Source organism: Leeia oryzae DSM 17879 (assembly GCF_000376945.1).
GTDB lineage: Bacteria > Pseudomonadota > Gammaproteobacteria > Burkholderiales > Leeiaceae > Leeia > Leeia oryzae.
In genome coordinates this window covers 115,073-128,717 of the sequence record NZ_AQXU01000022.1, presented here as the reverse complement: position 1 = coordinate 128,717, position 13,645 = coordinate 115,073, and the positions used below count along the sequence as shown (strand labels likewise).

14 protein-coding genes are annotated in these 13,645 nt (G+C 55.3%); 3 read left to right on the top strand and 11 right to left on the bottom strand.

Going from position 1 to position 13,645, the window contains the following annotated elements; all coding sequences use genetic code 11:
• Window positions 1-6: 6 nt before the first annotated feature.
• A complete protein-coding gene (gene speB, locus F552_RS0109360; protein WP_018151479.1) occupies window positions 7-960 on the bottom strand; it encodes an agmatinase in 954 nt (317 codons plus the stop codon).
• A 158-nt stretch (window positions 961-1,118) separates the two neighbouring features.
• Here speB and F552_RS0109355 point away from each other — a divergent pair, with 158 nt between their 5' ends.
• Entirely contained in the window at window positions 1,119-2,027 is a 909-nt protein-coding gene (locus F552_RS0109355; protein ID WP_018151478.1) for a LysR family transcriptional regulator, read from the top strand.
• A 3-nt stretch (window positions 2,028-2,030) separates the two neighbouring features.
• On the opposite strand, the gene F552_RS0109350 is transcribed toward F552_RS0109355, so the two are convergent.
• Both F552_RS0109350 and F552_RS20940 read right to left on the bottom strand, forming a co-directional pair.
• A complete protein-coding gene (locus F552_RS0109350; RefSeq protein ID WP_018151477.1) occupies window positions 2,031-2,945 on the bottom strand; it encodes a cation diffusion facilitator family transporter in 915 nt (304 codons plus the stop codon).
• A gap of 45 nt (window positions 2,946-2,990) precedes the next feature.
• Window positions 2,991-3,122: a hypothetical protein gene (locus tag F552_RS20940; RefSeq protein ID WP_018151476.1), complete on the bottom strand. Its 132-nt coding sequence runs from the start codon at window positions 3,120-3,122 to the stop codon at window positions 2,991-2,993.
• Window positions 3,123-3,276: 154 nt separating this feature from the next.
• Between F552_RS20940 and F552_RS0109340 the strand changes: the two genes are divergently transcribed.
• The gene (locus F552_RS0109340; protein ID WP_018151475.1) at window positions 3,277-4,413 is read left to right on the top strand and encodes a metallophosphoesterase; all 1,137 of its coding nucleotides are present in this window, start codon (window positions 3,277-3,279) and stop codon (window positions 4,411-4,413) included.
• A 108-nt stretch (window positions 4,414-4,521) separates the two neighbouring features.
• On the opposite strand, the gene F552_RS0109335 is transcribed toward F552_RS0109340, so the two are convergent.
• Window positions 4,522-5,226: an SDR family oxidoreductase gene (locus F552_RS0109335; RefSeq protein ID WP_018151474.1), complete on the bottom strand. Its 705-nt coding sequence runs from the start codon at window positions 5,224-5,226 to the stop codon at window positions 4,522-4,524.
• A 147-nt stretch (window positions 5,227-5,373) separates the two neighbouring features.
• Here F552_RS0109335 and gcvA point away from each other — a divergent pair, with 147 nt between their 5' ends.
• Window positions 5,374-6,282: a transcriptional regulator GcvA gene (gene gcvA / locus F552_RS0109330; RefSeq protein WP_018151473.1), complete on the top strand. Its 909-nt coding sequence runs from the start codon at window positions 5,374-5,376 to the stop codon at window positions 6,280-6,282.
• A gap of 81 nt (window positions 6,283-6,363) precedes the next feature.
• Here the strand turns inward: gcvA and F552_RS0109325 are convergent, their stop codons facing one another.
• The 7 genes from F552_RS0109325 to F552_RS0109295 all read right to left on the bottom strand — a co-directional run bounded on the left by F552_RS0109325 (window position 6,364) and on the right by F552_RS0109295 (window position 13,641).
• Window positions 6,364-7,293: a hypothetical protein gene (locus F552_RS0109325; RefSeq protein ID WP_018151472.1), complete on the bottom strand. Its 930-nt coding sequence runs from the start codon at window positions 7,291-7,293 to the stop codon at window positions 6,364-6,366.
• A 62-nt stretch (window positions 7,294-7,355) separates the two neighbouring features.
• The gene (locus F552_RS0109320; protein ID WP_018151471.1) at window positions 7,356-8,630 is read right to left on the bottom strand and encodes an ABC transporter substrate-binding protein; all 1,275 of its coding nucleotides are present in this window, start codon (window positions 8,628-8,630) and stop codon (window positions 7,356-7,358) included.
• Between the two features lie 121 nt (window positions 8,631-8,751).
• A complete protein-coding gene (locus F552_RS0109315; RefSeq protein WP_018151470.1) occupies window positions 8,752-9,048 on the bottom strand; it encodes a Dabb family protein in 297 nt (98 codons plus the stop codon).
• Between the two features lie 48 nt (window positions 9,049-9,096).
• A complete protein-coding gene (locus F552_RS0109310; RefSeq protein WP_018151469.1) occupies window positions 9,097-9,537 on the bottom strand; it encodes a GlcG/HbpS family heme-binding protein in 441 nt (146 codons plus the stop codon).
• A gap of 31 nt (window positions 9,538-9,568) precedes the next feature.
• Window positions 9,569-10,816 (bottom strand): glycerate kinase type-2 family protein, encoded by a 1,248-nt coding sequence (locus F552_RS0109305; RefSeq protein WP_018151468.1) that lies wholly within the window; start codon window positions 10,814-10,816, stop codon window positions 9,569-9,571.
• Between the two features lie 6 nt (window positions 10,817-10,822).
• Window positions 10,823-11,995 (bottom strand): dihydrodipicolinate synthase family protein, encoded by a 1,173-nt coding sequence (locus F552_RS0109300; RefSeq protein ID WP_018151467.1) that lies wholly within the window; start codon window positions 11,993-11,995, stop codon window positions 10,823-10,825.
• A complete protein-coding gene (locus F552_RS0109295) occupies window positions 11,992-13,641 on the bottom strand; it encodes a GMC family oxidoreductase (protein WP_018151466.1) in 1,650 nt (549 codons plus the stop codon). Before F552_RS0109295 ends, F552_RS0109300 begins: the two co-directional genes overlap by 4 nt.
• Window positions 13,642-13,645: the final 4 nt, after the last annotated feature.

The following is a 13,645-nucleotide window of genomic DNA, read 5'->3' as shown; positions in this document are numbered from 1 at the left end:
GATTCCTCAGGTTCTGTAAGCCACGCCGGGCAATACGCACAGCAGTTCATATGCCAGATTGGCGCCCAGTAGCGCGGTGGTGCCTTGCGGGTCGTAAGGCGGGGAAACCTCGACCAGATCGGCCCCCACAATATCCAGCCCGTGGGCACCGCGGATGATTTCCAGTGCCTGCGGCACGGTCAGACCGGCAATTTCCGGTGTGCCGGTCCCGGGGGCGTAGGCCGGGTCGATGCCGTCGATGTCAAAGCTGATGTACACAGGGCCACCGGCCAGTTGCTCTCGCACTTCTTTCATCAGCGGTGCCAGCGACTGGTTCCAGCAGGCTTCGGCCTGAACCACGCGGAAACCCTGATTGCGGCACCAGTCAAAATCTTCGGCCTCATACCCCGTCCCGCGCAGACCAATCTGCACTACACGGCTGGTATCCAGCAGCCCTTCTTCGGTCGCACGGCGGAAAGGTGTGCCGTGGGCGATTTTTTCACCAAACATGGTGTCGTTTACGTCGGCATGGGCATCCACATGAATCAGCCCCACTTTGCCGTACTTGCGATGCAAGGCCCGCAAGATGGGCAGGGCAATGGTATGGTCCCCGCCCAGCGTAATCGGGCGGCAGCCATTGGCAATAATGGCGTCGTAAGCGGTTTCGATACGCGGAATGGAATCGGCCAGGTTGTAGGGGTTGGTGGCCACATCGCCGATATCGGCGACTTGCAGGGAATCAAACGGTGCTGCCCGGGTGGCCATGTTATAGGGGCGCAGCAAGACGGATTCGGTACGGATCTGGCGCGGGCCAAAGCGTGCCCCGGTCCGGTTTGAGGTGCCCAGATCAAACGGAACGCCGACGAAGCAGGCATCCAGTCCTTCGGTGGTGGGCTGATACGGCAAGCGCATCATGGTGGCAATACCGCCAAAGCGTGGCATGTCGTTACCGCTTTGCGGCTGGAAAAATGGTTCGCTCATAAGATGTCTCCAACAACATTGATTCACCAGCAATGCGCTAGTGCCTGTTTTTTTGCTAGTATGAAGCGATTGCAATATTTTAAAATTCCAATTTTTCATCATTTACATTGATATTTATCGATGTATTGAAATGCCACGACCCCAAAGGACAAATAACCATGCTTGGCAACCTGAGTGATCTGGATTTGCGCTTGATCCGCGTTTTTCTGGCGGTGGTGGATGCAGGCGGCGTGACCCCGGCACAAGTCACGCTGAACGTGGGTCAATCCACTATTAGCACCCAGTTATCCAGCCTGGAAACCCGACTGGGGTACCGGTTGTGCGACCGGGGCCGAAGCGGATTTGCGCTGACTGCCAAAGGTGAACGGTTTGCTGAACTGGCCAGATCATTGATTGAAGCGGTGAGCGACTTTAGTGCCCAGGCCCGAAACATGGACAAGCAGCTGGTGGGGACACTCAACATCGGCCTGATCGGTCATACGCCGATCAGCCAGAACGCCCGCATCAGCCAGGCCATCGCCCGCTTCAAGAAACGCAACGAAGCCGTGCGTTTTCTGATTTCTGTCCGCCCGCCGGGCGACCTGGAAGAACATTTGCTGAGTGGGGATATTGAAATTGCCGTGGGGTACTTTTGGCACCGGGTACCTACGCTAAGCTATACCAGCCTGTTTATTGAAAGGCAGGTGGCGTATTGCGGCAAAGGACACCCGCTTTATGAACACGCGGGGAATCTGAGTGCGGAAGAAGTGGCCCATCACGACTGGGCCTGGCGGTCTTACCCGCTACCGGAAGCACAACAAAATGTGCCGGACATCAACATCACGGCCGAAGCCGACAATATGGAAGCCGTCGCGGTGCTGATTCTTTCTGGTTACCATCTGGGGTATCTGCCAGAGCATTTTGCCGCCCCGTATGTGCAGCAAGGACTGCTGCGGGCGCTAAACCCAGGCCGTTTTCATTACGATGTGCCTTTTCATATGGTGACGCGGCACAAGCGCCACCATACAGACATCATGACCGCTTTTCTGGAAGACCTGCAAGTGGTGCATCTGGGCGAAACCGGTTAATCGCTAATCCACATGCCCGACCGGGTCCAGATGCGTCATCACGTTAAGCACCGGTAGTGCCTGCATGACAGCCTTGCGGGCTTGTACGGCAATATCGTGCCCTTGTTGTACAGTTATCGTGGCATCGACTTCCAGATGCACATCCACCAGAATCATGTCACCGGTTTTGCGGGTTTTCAGGTCATGCAGCCCTTGTACGCCGGGTGTTGCCAGTAATACCACCTTGATCTGTTCAATCTCGGCATCATCCGCAGCGCCATCCATCAGGTCGTGCAGGGCATCCCAGGCAAACGACCAGCCCATTTTGGACACCATCAGCCCCACAACCAGCGCGGCAATCGGGTCCAGCAAGGGATACCCGGCCAGATTACCGCAAATGCCCAGCCCCACGACAAAAGACGATGCAGCATCCGACCTGGCATGCCAGGCGTTGGCTACCAGCATGCCAGAGCGCACCTGCTGGGCAATCCGCAGCATGTAGCGGAACAATGTTTCCTTGGCGACCAGCGCAATCCCCGCCACCCACAAGGCACTGATATGCACTGGCGCAATCTGCTCTGGGGTTTGCAGCTTGTGTACCGCCGCCCAAAGCATGCCCACGCCTACGACCAGCAGCATCACGCCCAGAATCAGGGACGCTGCATTCTCGTAACGCTGATGCCCGTAGTGATGTCGCTCGTCCGGTGCCTGTTTGCTATGGTGGCTGGCCAACAGCACCACAAAATCTGCCAGAAGATCAGACAGAGAATGAATGCCATCCGCAATCATCCCCTGCGAATTAGCCACAATACCCGTGATCACCTGCACCACGGTAAGCCCGCTATTCACCACCACACTGACGATGGTGCTTTTGCGGGCGGCCTTGTCACGTGCCTCGACAGACACGCCTTCGTCTTCAAACAATGTGTTTTGATCCATACCAGCCACTAGGGTCAAGACAGGATGTCTTGACCGGGAAAAAGTTTAGAAAAAGTGATGCAGTCCCATGATCATGGAAGAGATCGCCAATGCACCAAATGCCGATGATACCAGTATCAACAGGGCTTTCAGGTACGCTTCACGTGCATTTGCAGTCACAGCAGTAACGGTTTTCATGCCAGCCTCCAAAGTTAAACAACGTGAAGCCATCATAAACAGCCATTCTTAAGCGAGGCTTAACATGCCATGGGAATCTGAATTCACGTCAACACACTTGAACTAAGCCTGTTCATGACCATCTTATTCTCATTACTGTCTTTAAAGTCTGATCATGCCTTCCAAGCGTTTCATCCTGACGGTTCTGTTGCTGCTGTCCAGTCTTCATGGCTATATTGGCTGGCGCTTGCTGGGGAACTGGCCCGGCTCGGCAGCCAGCGCATGGACTATTGCCTCCCTGCTACTGGTATCGGTTGCAACCATTCCGGCCGGTTTGCTGGCCAGACGCATCCCCTCTCCGGTCTGGTCTACCCGTCTTGCCTGGACCGGCCTGTTTGCCCTTGGCTGGTTTTCATCGCTGCTGATCCTGACCTTGTTGCGGGATATCCTGCTGCCCGTTGCGGGCTGGTTTGGTTATGTGGAGGCCAGTTGGGTAGGTGAAAGCGCACAATGGGTACTGGCACTGGCCACCGCGGCATCGCTGGTTGGGCTTGTGAATGTACTGCGTCGTGCCAAAGTGGTAACGGTAGACGTCCCCATCCCTGACCTGCCGGCCGACCTCCACGGTTTTACCATTGCCCAGATCAGCGATATTCACGTCGGGCCGACCATCAAGCGCGGCTATCTGCAACGCATTGTAGACAAGGTCAACCACCTGGAAGCCGATGTCATTGCCATTACCGGTGATCTGGTAGATGGTACTGTGCAACAACTATCACAGCATACCCAGCCCTTATCGCAGCTAAAAGCCCGGCATGGCACCTATTTTGTTACGGGTAATCATGAATATTATTCGGGGGCACCGGCCTGGATTGAAGAACTGGAAAGGCTTGGCATTGACGTGCTGCAAAACCGGCATGTGCTGATTCCCGGCCAAAGCAGCACCTTGCTGCTGGCGGGTGTAAACGACTATACCGCACACCAGTTTGATGAAACCCAGAGGAGCGACCCGCACAAGGCGCTTGAAGGATCACCCGACAATGTCGGTGTCAAAGTCTTGCTGGCACACCAGCCCAGAACGGCGACCGCAGCGGCCGCAGCCGGGTTTGACCTGCAATTGTCCGGCCACACCCATGGCGGGCAATTCTGGCCCTGGAACCTGTTTGTGCCCATGCAGCAGCCTTTTACTGCCGGCCTGAAAAAACTGGAACAGCTGTGGGTATATACCAGCCGTGGTACAGGTTATTGGGGTCCGCCCAAACGTTTGGGAGTACCATCAGAGATCACTCATATCCGCCTTGTAAAGCCTTGAAATACAAGGGTAAAGATTAGCGCCACATTTGCAGCCATCCCACACAGATTGAAGCACCTGCCACCCATCAGCCCGGTTAAACTGTCTCGGTTTACCGGGCTGATGTGTCTACACAGAGGCTGTGATACCGCCATCGACCCGGAGGTTTTGCCCGGTGATATACGATGAATTAGACGACGCCAGAAAAGCAATCACGTTGGCGATTTCTTCCGCAGTGCCATAGCGCCCCATAGGCACGCTTTGGCGCCGTTCTTCTGTGGCCGGCAAACTGTCTATCCAGCCCGGCAGCACGTTGTTGATGCGTACGTTGTCTTTCGCAAAGGTATCTGCAAAAATTTTTGTGTAGGCTGCCAGCCCGGAGCGGAACACCGCTGATGTTGGAAACATCTCGCTCGGCTCAAATGCCCAAGCAGTAGAAATGTTGATGATCGAACCCGACTTTTGCGCTTGCATGATCGGTGCAATCAAGCGAGCGGTCCTGACCACCGGCAGGAAGTAAACTTCCATCCCTTTATGCCAGTCTTCATCGCTGATATCGATGATGGGGGCACGCGGCCCATGGCCCGCACTATTCACCAGCACATCAATCCGCCCCCAGGTTGCCATGGTTTGCTCAACCAGACGAGTAATGTCGGCGTTAGACTGATTGGAACCGGTCATGCCGATCCCGCCCAGTTCTTTCGCCAATGCTTCCCCTTTGCCAGAAGAAGACAAAATGGCCACTTTATAGCCATCTGCCGCCAGCTTTCTGGCCGCAGCAGCCCCCATACCACTACCGCCAGCTGTAATGACAGCGACTTTCAGATCACGCATGTTGCATCCTTTTCAAATTGGGCATGCCGTACAAGGCAGGCAGTTGTCATGAAAACCTCTTGCAGCCAATGTAGAGGACTCCTGTTAATATGACTAATGACATATTCTGCTTTTATCCAGTAGTTTTTCTACAGCATGAAATACCACATGAGTGCCAACCGATTTGGAAACCGCCTGCCACCGCTAAATGCCCTGCGGGCTTTTGAAGCCTCGGCCAGGCACCTTAATTTCCGGCTGGCGGCCGAAGAACTGTTTGTGACCCAGGGTGCAGTGGCGCAACAGGTCAGGCATCTGGAAAAAGTGCTGGAAAAACCGTTGTTTCACCGGATGCCAAGAGGCCTGGCGCTGACAGAAGCAGGTGCCGTGTATTTTGCCGATATCCAGCGAGCGCTGGAAACCATTGCCGTTGCCACTGACAACCTCATGCGGCAATCTTCCGGCATCACGGTCAGTACCACGCCCTCGCTGGCCAGCAAATGGCTGATCCCGCACCTGTCGAGTTTTCAGGAAGCGTTTCCGCACGTGGATGTAAAGGTCATCGCCAGCGAGAAGGTATCCTCTTTCCAGAAAGGCGAAGCGGATCTCGCCATCCGGCTTGGCCGGCCGCCTTTTGACAAAGAGCTGGAAGCAGAACTGCTATTTCCGCTGGATGTGTATGTGGTGTGCAGCCCGCACCGCAAAGAAGGTGCAAAACCTTTAAGAGAACCTGCTGATCTTGCTGATCAGGTCTTGCTGCATGACGCGCACAGCCTTTGGGATGAATTCATTCATGCGCTGAAGCTGGATGTCAAAATTGACACCCGCAAAGGGCCAAGATTCAATCAGTCTGCCCTGGCAATTGATGCAGCCATCGCTGGCCAAGGGGTCGCGCTGGCGAGTGACCCTTTGGTGGAAAGAGATATTCTGCTTGGCAGACTATACAAGCCTTTTGACATCAGCCTGCGGCAAGCCCTGGGCTTCTATATTGTGTATCCGAAAGAACGGAAACATTCAGAGACCATCTTATCCATGCGCAACTGGCTGTTTGCGCAGGCCAAGATGAAAGAAAATCTTTAATTGAGGTTATCTCCCGTGAGTATCCGAAATAACCAACCTTAATCCTGCCGTCACAACATTCATGTGACAGATTCAGGGACCTTAGCCAAGCTGTGATGCCTTGAATGCAGGTACCGTGCACGCCAATTGTGCTGGCGGATGTACGCTTAAGCTGCTGGCTACCCAGAAATAGGCTTTAGGAATCTGGGAAAATGCATCGGATACATATGGGTTTTCCAGCTCTATCACCTGCCGGCAATTCAATCTGGATTTGGCCATGGAGGCATAGAAGGCCGTATTATTTTTGAGCAGGGTCAACAGGCTTCCATCGTCAAACGCCATTTTCAAGCCTCTGTAGATAGCATCTCTGAGCACCACATTCTTCCGGCTCACAAAAAATAGCCGTGCAAACGGGTAATGCAGGGCGATATGCTCATCAATGATCAGGTTCTGGTAGATTTCCTTGTTCTGATCATAGAATCGGTAAATTTCATCCACCCCTAGCGGAAAGAAATCAAATCGCTGCGCCTCCAGCATCCGGAACAAAGCATTAAATACCGGTGCTTCCGTGACCTTAAAGCCATTAAACCTCAAGATATCGACATCTGCCCAACCTGCACCCTGACCTGCCACATTGGCCTTCATGGCAGTGATCGCATCACCCTGCACCTGAACAGCGCGGTTCCTGTTGGTGATCAATAACCGGAACCCGCTTAAACCGCCATCAATCGGAAAGTACACTGGCAGAAATCGTTGCTCGAAGCTGGTATTGGTGCCAAAGTCCAGCACGGATATTTTTCCAAGTTCCAGGTATTTCTTGGCACGGTCCTGATTCATTAGCTCGTCAGACAGCCTTAACCGGTAATCCAGACCGGATTTTTTCAGCGCCAGATCCAGTACCTTTAGCCCGTAGTCATCCTGCATCCGTTCTTCTATGCGGGGATAAATGATATTGACGGTCTCGGCCAATGCCCGGCAAGACAGCAAGATCACCAGCAGAATGACAGGAAAGACAACATGCTTCGTCCGCATCCTAGTTCTCCTGATCGAACCTGCCCATACCAGCAGCACGCGGATATGGGCAGCCGGTTCAGTTATGACTTGTTGTCATTCACGACTTCGACCAGTTTTTGGGTAGCCATCGCTGGTGTAAAGGTTGGGTCATTGAATGCCTTGGAGACGATGTCGGTGATTGCTCCTTTCATGGACTCGTTAACCGCAAAACCAAAAGCATAACTACCCAGCAGATTATTGGTGAGTGCCGCCTTGCGCATGTCCGCCATCGATTTTTTGCCGCAATCATCGAAATTGGCATCGGATGCATCCAGCCGTGCAGGGATAGACCCCTTGAGCATGCTGAACTTCTCCTGCAAATCCTTGTTCATGATGGCACTGGCCAACGCCAATTGCCGCTTTTTGCCATCGCCAGAGGTTTTAAACATGGAGAATTGATTGCCCAGAAACACAAAGCTGCCTTCGGTGCCGGGATAGGCAAAGCACAGATAGTCTTTGTTGGCGACCTTACCGGCCTTGGTAAACTCCCCTTTGGCCCAGTCGCCCATGACCTGCATGGCGGCTTTGCCATTGATTACCATGGATGTGGCCTGGTTCCAGTCCCTGCCGGGGAAGTTAGGGTCCGTCATGCCACGGAGCGCCTTCAGTTGTTCAAAGGCTTTCTCCATGGTTTTGCTGCCCAAGGCTTTCGGATCCAGATAGATCAGCGCCTGTTTGTAGAAACCGGGGCCTCCGGCAGACAGAACGGCACTGTCAAATAGTGCCGCCTCTTGCCATGCTTGTCCGCCATGCGCCAGCGGAATGTATCCTGCCTGGCGGATTTTTTGCGACACCGCGAGCAGTTCGCTGAAGTTCTTGGGGGGCGCCAGGTTCAGCTTGGTGAAAATGGCCTTGTTGGCCCACACCCAATTAGACCGGTGCACCAATAGTGGCGCGGCCACCCAATGCCCATTGATCTTGCTGAATTTCTGCAGCGCAGACGGGATCAGGGTGCCCCAGTTTTCTTTTTCGGCTAAGGCGTCCAGATTGCCCAGAAAATTTTCAGTCGCGTAGTCGATGGTATCAAACCCTAGTGTCAGTGCTGCCTCTGGCGGGTTGCCAGAGGCAATGCGGGCCCGCAACGTGGTTTTGGCTTGCTCTCCACCGCCACCGGCAACCGGGCTGTCCAGCCAGCCATACCCCCGCTTTTTGAGGTCATCCTTCAGAATATTGAGGGCTGCGGCCTCCCCGCCAGATGTCCAGAAATGCATGACCTCGATCCGGTCTTCTGCATGAGCAGTTTTTGCCAGACATGCGGCAGACAGCAGTCCAACTACCAACGCCTTCTTTTTGCCATGTACTTGCTTTACTTTCATCGACTCATCTCCTCTTTTATGGTTATCGATGTCATTCACAGCACAAAAATTGGATCGTTCCAATTTTTAAAAAAACGGGGAACAAGTCCCCGCCAAGGCCCTACAAAGCTTATCCCGCTTCTTAATGGTCAAAATCAAACACCAGTACGTCATCCACATGTGGCCCGACTTGTGCCACAAATGCCTGATGAATCGGGTGAACCAAATACACATCCCGGTCATGTGCATTGGCAAATGTCAGGACAAAACCGTGTGTCAGGCCTTTATCCAGCTTTTCCGGGCTGTTGTTGGTGCCGCTTTCCAGACTGACAACTTCCGGTATTTGCGACTTCAGATCCCGGAACGCTTGCACCAGTGCCGTGACAACCTCTGGCGTTGTAGCTGGTTTGAATCTGAAAAGTACGATATGCGTTAGCATGGGGTGTCCTTGGTCAATTGGATGGTCAGCACCGGTTGGCCGGGTCAGTTATAGCACGGCTTCGATGGCTTCTACGCCGATGCGGGCAAACTGCTCGTCGGACAACTCATCCAGACCGCTCACCGCAATGGCGCCTACTACCTGCCCGCCGATTCGGACGGGCAAGCCGCCAGCCCAGCCAATCATCGGCTGGCCGGCAAAATAGATAAAATCCCAATCTTCTGCCTTGGACTGCAACCCGAGCTGCCGGGTAGAGACCTGCATTCTGGCGGCCGTTGTGGCTTTGTCGATGGCAATCTTGACTGATGGTGTAGGTGCGCCATCGGTACGGTTCAGGCAGATCAGGTCGCCAGCCGGGTCTGCTACCGCAACCACCGCGTCTTTGCTGGCGGTGTTCAAAGCAGTCAGAATCGCATTTGCCCCGATGGTGGCCAGCCCCAGCGACAGCGATGCTGTCTGGCGCAGAGAGGGGGTTGATACCTCGCTCATGAAAACATCTCCCAAAAAGATTGTCCGCCCCTTAGCGGACCAAGATGGCCCGGAAATCGTTCACATTGGTTTGTGTAGGCCCGGTCACGATCAAATCCCCAAGCTGTTCAAAAAAGGTGTAGCTGTCGTGGGCAGACAGACTGGCCAGCGGATCAAGCTTCTGCAGCCGGACACGTGCAGCACTATCAGGCCGCCAGATGGCACCCGCATTGTTCTCGCTGCCATCAATACCGTCTGTATCACAAGCAATGGCGGTGACGTTATCCAGATCACGCAGGGCGTACCCCAGCGCCAGCAGGAATTCGGTATTGCGCCCACCCTTGCCTGACGGGCCATTGGCAAACGTGACTGTGGTTTCTCCGCCCGACAGCAGCAATGCCGGGCGTTTGATCGGCGTATCGTAAGTCATGATGCTTCTGACCATCCCGGCATGGGCCAATGCAATCTCTTTGGCCTCGCCTTCCAGCTGGTCACTCAGGATCATGACTTCCAGTCCAGACTGGCGGGCCTTGGCAGCTGCTGCTTGCAGGCTTTGCATTGGCGTAGCCAGCATGCGGACTTCACAGTGATCATAACTGTCAGCAGCCAGACTGGCTGGCGCCTGCAAGGCACGCATTACAGCGGGTGAAAAGCTCAGCCCCAGTCGCTGGATGATGGTCCATGCATCTTCTGCTGGCGTTGGCGCCACGGTGGGGCCAGAGGCAACAAATGATGGTGTATCGCCGGGAATGTCTGAAATGATGTAAGTGACTACCCTGGCCGGTTTGGCCATCTGCGCCAGTTTGCCACCCTTGATGCGTGACAGTTGCTGGCGCACGGTATTGAGCTCACGGATGGTGGCACCCGCCGCAAACATGGCTTTGGTGACGGCCTGCTTCTCTGCCAGCGTCACCCCTTCTACCGGATCGACCAGCAAGGCCGAACCACCGCCAGAGATCAGCGCAATCACCAGATCGTCTTCGGTCAGCCCGACGAGTTGTGCCTTGATCTCTTGCGCCGCCTCCAGGCTGTTTTGGTCCGGAAACGGATGGCTGGCCTCCAGTAGACGAATCTGCCTGCAAGGGGTCAGTTGCCCGTAACGGGTGACGACCACACCCGTTAGTGGGCCGGGCCAGCATTGCTCCAGTTGCCAGGCCATTTCGGCAGAGGCCTTGCCTGCACCGATCACCACGGTACGCCCTTTGGGCGGGTCCGGCAGCATATGCTTTAGCCGGACAGAAGGTTGCGCCTCGGCAATGGCAGCATCAAACAGCAGCCGCAGTAATTGCGCGTCATCCATCGTGTATTAACCTCCAAGACCAGCGGCCACGGTCAGGAAACGCCGCATCCGCTGCAGTGCCAGTTCCGGACGGATCAGCACACCGCATTGGTCTGCCAGCCGGAAAATGTTCACATAGTGCATGACACAGCGGGCAGACTGCAAACCGCCCAGCATGGAAATATGATCCTGATGCCCGTTTAGCCAGGCCAGGAAAATCACCCCGGCCTTGTAGTGGCGGGTGGGCGCCTTGAAAACTTCGCGGGACAACGCCACCGTGGGAGTCATCAGCGCATGGTATTTTTGCAGGTCACCTTGGGCGAGTGCCGTCAGCGCATTGGCTGCCACCGGTGCAATCGGGTCGAAGATGCCCAGCAAGGCATGCGAGTAACGGTGTTCATCCCCGGCAATCAGCTCGCCATAATTGAAGTCATCCCCGGTATACATGGAGACACCTTTGGGCAGGCGGTTGCGCAGGTCAATCTCCCATTTGGCATCCAGTAACGATACCTTGATCCCTTCCACTTTATCCTGGTTAGCCTCAATGATGCGCAATACGGTATTCATGGCAGTCGGGATATCCGCAGACCCCCAGTAGCCCTTCAGGAGCGGGTCAAACATTTCGCCCAGCCAGTGCAGCACCACCTTGTCTTTGGCTTCAGACAACAGTTTGCCGTACACCTGCAGGTAATCGTCCTCACTACGGGCAACGGTACACAAGGCGCGACTGGCCATCAGGATGCCACGGCTGCCAGCAGACTCCACTACGTCAAACTGCTCCCGGTATGCTGCCAGTACATCATCCAGCGTGGTGGTGTCGGTGATTTCCAGCTGGTCTGTCCCCACACCACAGGCAAGGTCTGCCCCTGGAAAGGTCCTGGCATGCGCGGCACTACGGCGGATCAGCTCTGCCGCATCTGTCCAGCCCAGCCCCATGCCGCGCTGGGCGGTATCCATGGCTTCTGCCACCTTGAACCCCAGCCCCCACAGGTATTCGCGGAACGCGAGGGTCCTTTCCCAGTCGATCGGGGCGGTTTCGTCCCAAGGGTTGGTTTCTTTCAGCGGATCTACCACCACGTGCGCCGCCGCATAGGCAATGCGGTTGAATGGCTGGGCTGTGGCCGTCACGACAGGAGACAAGCTGGATACCATGGCATAACGTTCTACGTTGCCTTCTTTGGTGGGTAATACGATATTCATGACACGTGCTCCTGGGTAATGACTTTTCCACGAATGTGATCTGCGGCTTTTTCCGCGATCATGATCGTCGGGGCGTTGGTATTGCAGCTGGGGATAAAAGGCATCACAGAGGCATCTGCCACGCGCAAGCCCTTCAGGCCATGTACCCGCAGGTCGGCATCCACCACGGCATCGGCACCTGCGCCAATCCGGCAGGTTCCTACCGGGTGATGGTCGGTTTTGGCATTACGACAGGCAAAATCGAGCATTTGTGCTTCACTGGCTACCGTACGGCCCGGCAGGCGCTCTTCCAGCACAAATCGCTTGAGCGCGGCTTGTTGCAGGATATCGCGGGCCATTTGCAGCCCCCGTAGCGACATCTCACGGTCATACGGGTCTGCCCAGTAATTCGGGTCGATCAGCGGTGCAGCCATTGGGTCGCTGCTGGCCAGTCTTACCGTACCGCGAGAGCGCGGACGCAAGAAAGCTGAATTCAAGGTAACCCCGGCGTGCTGCATTTTGGCGACACCGGCCTCGATCCCCGACCCCAGCCCCAAATGGAACTGAATATCCGGAGAACGGGCGTCTTTGTCTGCATACCAGAAACCGCCGGTTTCAAATAGGCTGGAGGCCACAGGTCCCTGCCGGAACAGCAGGTATTGCAAACCGGCCCAGGCGGCATTCCATGGCTTGGTGAAGCGATCATAAGTGTGCTCGCCAGTGCATTCGGCAATGGCAAACAGATCCAGATGGTCTTGCAGGTTACTACCGACACCGGGTAAGTCATGCACCACAGGCACACCCACCTGGTGTAGGTGGTCAGCCGGGCCGATGCCGGATTGCATCAGCAGCTTGGGAGAGCCAATCGCGCCAGAGGACACGATGATTTCTGCGTTGGCCCGGAGCAGGCGACGCTCACGGTCATTTTTAGTGAGCACTTCCACGCCGGTGGCAGTGCCGTTTTCTACCACTATACGCATAACCTGGGTGTTCAGCAGAATATCCAGATTCTTGCGGGCAGACGCCGGGTGCAGATAGGCAATGGAGGTGGAAGAACGCTCTGCGTTGAACTGGGTCAGCTGGTAGTAGCCCAGACCCGCCTGGGTTGCACCGTTAAAATCCGGATTAAACGGAATCCCCATCTCCTGCCCGGCCTGAAAATAGGCCTCGCAGATCGGCAACGGACTTACCGGGTTGGAAACCCCCAGCGGCCCTTCATAACCATGGTATTCATTGGCGTAGCGCTGGTTCTTTTCTGCTTTCTTGAAGTATGGCAGCACATCCCTGAAACCCCAGCCGTCCGCCTCACCCTTGCTGACCCAGTCATCGTAATCCTGCGGTACGCCGCGGGTATAGATCTGGGCATTAATGGATGAACCGCCGCCAATGACTTTGGCCTGGGTAAAGCGCAGCACCCGCCCGTTCATGTGCTTCTGGGGCACGGTAGACCAGCCCCAGGAGCCGATTCCCTTGGTCATTTTGGCAAAACCGGCCGGCATGCGGAAAAACGGATGCCGGTCTGCACCGCCCGCCTCGATCAGCAAGACCTTGCAAGCAGGGTCTTCGCTAAGCCGGGTGGCCAGCACACACCCGGCCGAGCCGCCGCCCAGCACAATATAGTCATACGCATCAGCGATGGTGGATACATCACCATATTGCAAATTCATGATG